Origin of the sequence: Ensifer sp. SSB1, from assembly GCF_016652895.1 — a bacterium.
GTDB lineage: Bacteria > Pseudomonadota > Alphaproteobacteria > Rhizobiales > Rhizobiaceae > Ensifer.
The window spans coordinates 1-4,257 of record NZ_JAEPRP010000157.1 but is presented as its reverse complement, the minus strand read 5'-3'; the positions used below and the strand labels follow the sequence as shown (position 1 = coordinate 4,257).

Annotated in this window: 1 protein-coding gene; it reads right to left on the bottom strand. The window is 66.3% G+C overall.

The features are described from left to right. Positions 1–168: 168 nt before the first annotated feature. Positions 169–4,203, bottom strand: coding sequence for a putative Ig domain-containing protein (locus I8N66_RS28945; RefSeq protein ID WP_291161377.1), 4,035 nt, complete (start codon positions 4,201–4,203; stop codon positions 169–171). Between the last annotated feature and the right edge of the window lie 54 nt (positions 4,204–4,257).

The following is a 4,257-nucleotide window of genomic DNA, read 5'->3' as shown; positions in this document are numbered from 1 at the left end:
AGGACCCAGCCATGGTCCTGCGCCGCCAACAGATCGGTTCGGAATGGCTGTCCCGTCTGGAGGACGACGGCATTGCCTGAGATCGGCGGGACCCGTTTGTCGGATGCCGATCTGGCGATCTTCGACTTGAGCGGCGACAAGGGCACCAACAATGGTGCCCCTCATTTGTCAGAAGCGAACGCGAGCGCCGACCTTGGCGCCGGCCGATTGCGAACCGTCGCCTTCGATGTTGAACAGCAGCGAGAAGTCGAGGTCCCAGTTGTCGTTGTTCGACAAGGCCAACCCGGCTGAAACCCGCCCGAACAGGCCTTCGCCGTCGAGCGAGGCGAAGCCGACATCGGCACCGACCGACGGCGACAGGATCAGGCCGTTTTCCAGTTCCAGCGTCCGCTCGACGTCGAAGCCGACGCTGAGACGCGCCTGTTCCTCGATGAAGCCCTTGAGATCGATGACCTCGCCGAGCGCGTTCTTCACGCTGTAATCATCGGTCTCTTCGTTGAAATAGACCGCCCGGAGCTTCGGCGTCAGCACCGTGATCTCGTCGAGCTGCCATTCGCCGGTCAGCTTCACATCCGCCATCCAGCGGGTGGTGTCGAAACTGCCCTTGAAGATGCCGGTGTCGATGTCGTTCGAGGAGCCGCCATAAAGCAGGTTCGCATCGAGGAACACGCCCTTGCCGAGTTCGAACGAGGCATAGGGGCCGGCCAGCCAGCCATTGCCCTTCAGTTCGGCATCCTCGTCGGTCGGATCGGTCATGTAATCGTAGTGGAACGACAGGCCGAAGAGCGCGCGGTCATTGACGAGATAATCGGCACCGACGGAGAACAGCGCGAAGTTGCCCCACTTGTCGCTGTCGTCATCCTCGTCCTTGTGGAACAGGAAGCTGCCGTTCATCCAGATGTCGAAGGGCCGGTCGGTCTTGACGAAGGTTTCGCCGGCCGCCGCCGCTTCCGCCGCATCGCGCGCCGCCTGGATCTGGGTGAGGCTGGTCGAGAAGCCGAGCCGTGCACCCTTGTCCGATGGCGTCACCGCCGTCGTCACCGGATCGGTGCCGGCCGCCGCCCGCCGCCGGTCGAGCAGACCGGGCGTCTGCACCGTCGAGGACAACAGGTTCTGCCGGGTGCGGACGAAGTCGCGCACGAGCCCGTCGATTTCCTCGCCGGCCGCCACGCGATCGAGCGCGATCCTGTAGGTGACGCGGCCGACATTCGACGAGCCGAGCGCGCTCTTCAGGGTGTAGCTCACGACGACGGAACCGGAATAGGCCGGGTTCGGCGAGAACTTGAGGTAATAACCGACCGGGGTGAAGCTGCCTGCAGCCGCAAGTTCGCCTTCGACGATCTCCGCCTTGCCGGCGATCGGCGGCGAGACCGCGGCCACCGCCGCCCCGACGAACGGACCACCGGTGGCACCGGCATTGAGGTAGACGTTGTTCGGTGTCGAGCCGGCGGGAACCTCGACGACGATATCCGGCGCCGTCACCGAGCGTGCCTTCAGTTCCAGCGAATACGCCGCCGAACCACTGGCGCCGCGGCTGTCGACGACGGCGATGGTGAAGGAATAGGTATCCGGTGTGGCGTCCGCCGCCAGCGGTCCGGTCAGTTCGCCGGTGGAGACGTTGAGGACCATGCCCTTCGGCAGGTCGCCGCTCTTGACGCTGTAGATCAGCGCACCGACGCCGCCGGTGGCGGAGATCCGCGACGCATAGGCCTCGCCGACCATCGCATCCGGCAGTGCTCCGGCCGACGGGCTGAAGACGAAATTGCTGGAGAGGACGGCGATCTGATAGCTCGCCTGCCCCGTTGCGCCATTGGCGTCGGTCGCCGTCACCGTGAACTGGAAGTCGCCGTCGCCGGCCGGCCGGCCGGAGATGGTCCCGCTCGCCGCGTCCAGCGCGAGGCCCCCCGGCAGCGCGCCGGATGTCACCGAATAGGTGAACATGCCAACACCACCACTCGCCGAGATCGACGTGTCCGTATAGGCAACGCCGACAGTACCTGCCGAAAGCGCTGTGCCGCTTGCCGGCGTCAGCACGATCGGCGGAGCGCCGACGCTAATCGTATAGCTGGCTGCAGCCGAACCGCTTGTCGCCGCCGTCGCGCTCACCGTGAAGGTCGCCGTACCGAAGAAACCGGCGGCCGTCGGCGTGCCAGTAATCGCGCCGCTCGACGCGTTGAGGCTCAGGCCCGCCGGCAACGACCCGGATGTCACCGCATAGCTGATCGCACCGACGCCGCCGCTTGCCGCGATCGATGCGTCGGAATAGGGCGTACCCACTATGCCGGCCGAAAGCGCCGTGCCGGTTGCCGGCATGATGACGAAGGCCGGGGCCGTGGTGGCAATGGAATAGCTTGCGGAAGCCGACCCGGTGACGGCCGCAGTCGCAGTTATGGTGAAGTTGGCCGTGCCGAGTGCGGCAGCCGCCGGCGTGCCGGTGATCGCACCGCTGGTGGCGTTCAACGTGAGGCCATCGGGAAGCGCGCCCGCTGTGACCGCGTAGGTAATCGTGCCAGCGCCGCCAATCGCCGCGATCGACGTCTCCGAATAGGGCGCACCGACGATACCCGCGGCGAGCGCCGTGCCGGTCGCCGGCGTCAGCACCAGGGAAGGCGCGCCGACCACGATCGAATAACTGGCCGAGGCCGAACCGCTGGTTGCCGCCGTCGCCGTCACTGTGAAGGTCGTCGTGCCGTATCCGGCAGCCGTCGGCGTGCCGGTGATCGCGCCGGTCGTTCCATTGAGCACCAGGCCCGCCGGCAATGTTCCCGATGTTACCGTGTAGCTGAACGCACCAAGACCACCGCTCGCGGCGATCGATGTGTCCGAATAGGACGAGCCGACCATGCCGGCCGAAAGCGTCGCGCCCGTGGCCGGTGCCAATACCACCGGCGGAGCACCCACATTGATCGTGTAACCGGCCGCAGCCGATCCGGCGGTTGCCGCCGTCGCCGTGACCGTGAAGGTCGCGGTACCAAATCCGGCGGCCGTTGGCGTGCCGGAAATCGCACCGGTTGAAGGATCAAGCGTAAGGCCCGCCGGCAGCGACCCGGATGTCACGGCAAAGCTGATCGCGCCGACCCCGCCTGTTGCCGAGATCGACGTGTCCGAATAGGAGGCGCCGACCGTGCCCGTCACCAAAGCTCCGCCAGCGGGGGCGAGCACCACCGCTGGTGCCGCAATCGTGATCGAATAGTTGACCGAAACCGTCCCGTTAATCGCCGCCGTCGCCGTCAGTGTGAAATTCGCCGTTCCGAGTGCCGCAACCGTCGGCGTGCCGCTGACCGCACCGGTCGACGGATCGAGGTTCAAGCCAGCGGGAAGTGCGCCTGACGTCACCGCATAGCTGAGCGCGCCGATACCGCCGCTCGCGGAGATCGAGGTGTCCGAATAGGGCATGCCGACCGTGCCGGCCGTAAGTGCCGAGCCGGCTGGCGGGTTCAGCACCACCGGCGGTGCAGCCACGACTATCGAATAGTTTGCCGACGCGCTGCCGCTGACCGCGGCCGCTGCCGTTACTGTGAAACTCACCTGACCGAGTGCCGCGGCCGTCGGCATGCCGGTGATCGCACCGGTCGATGCGTCGAGGCTCAGCCCGTTCGGAAGTGAACCTGCCGAGATCGCATAGGTGATCGCACCGGCGCCGCCGCCCGCCGAGATCGAGGTGTCTGAATAGGAGGAACCGACGGTTGCCAGCGAGAGCGTCGCGCCGCTTGCCGGCGTCATGATCACGGATGTCGCCCCAACAGTGATCGAATAGCTGGCGGAAGCTGAGCCCGCAGATGCGGCCGTCGCCGTCACCGTGAAGTTGGATGTGCCGAAACCCGCGGCTGTCGGCGTACCGGAAATCGAACCTGTTGCCGGATCGAGGACAAGCCCGGCCGGCACGGAGCCAGAAGTGACCGCATAGCTGATCGCGCCGACGCCGCCGGTCGCGGAAATCGACGTATCCGAATAGGACGAACCGACCAGCCCCGCCGAAAGTACCGTGCCACTCGCCGGCGTCAGTATCACCGGCGGCGGCACCACATTGATCGAGTAGCTTGCGGATGCCGTGCCGGCGGTTGCCGCCGTCGCCGTTACCGTAAATGTCGCCGTCCCCAGTGCCGCGGCACTCGGCGTGCCGGTGATCGCACCGGTTCCGGGATCGATCGCAAGACCGGCGGGAAGCGAACCGGTAGTGACGCTGTACGCGAATAGACCCAAACCACCGCTCGCCGAGATCGATGCACCCGTCGGGCTTCAGCGTTTCCACCCGGT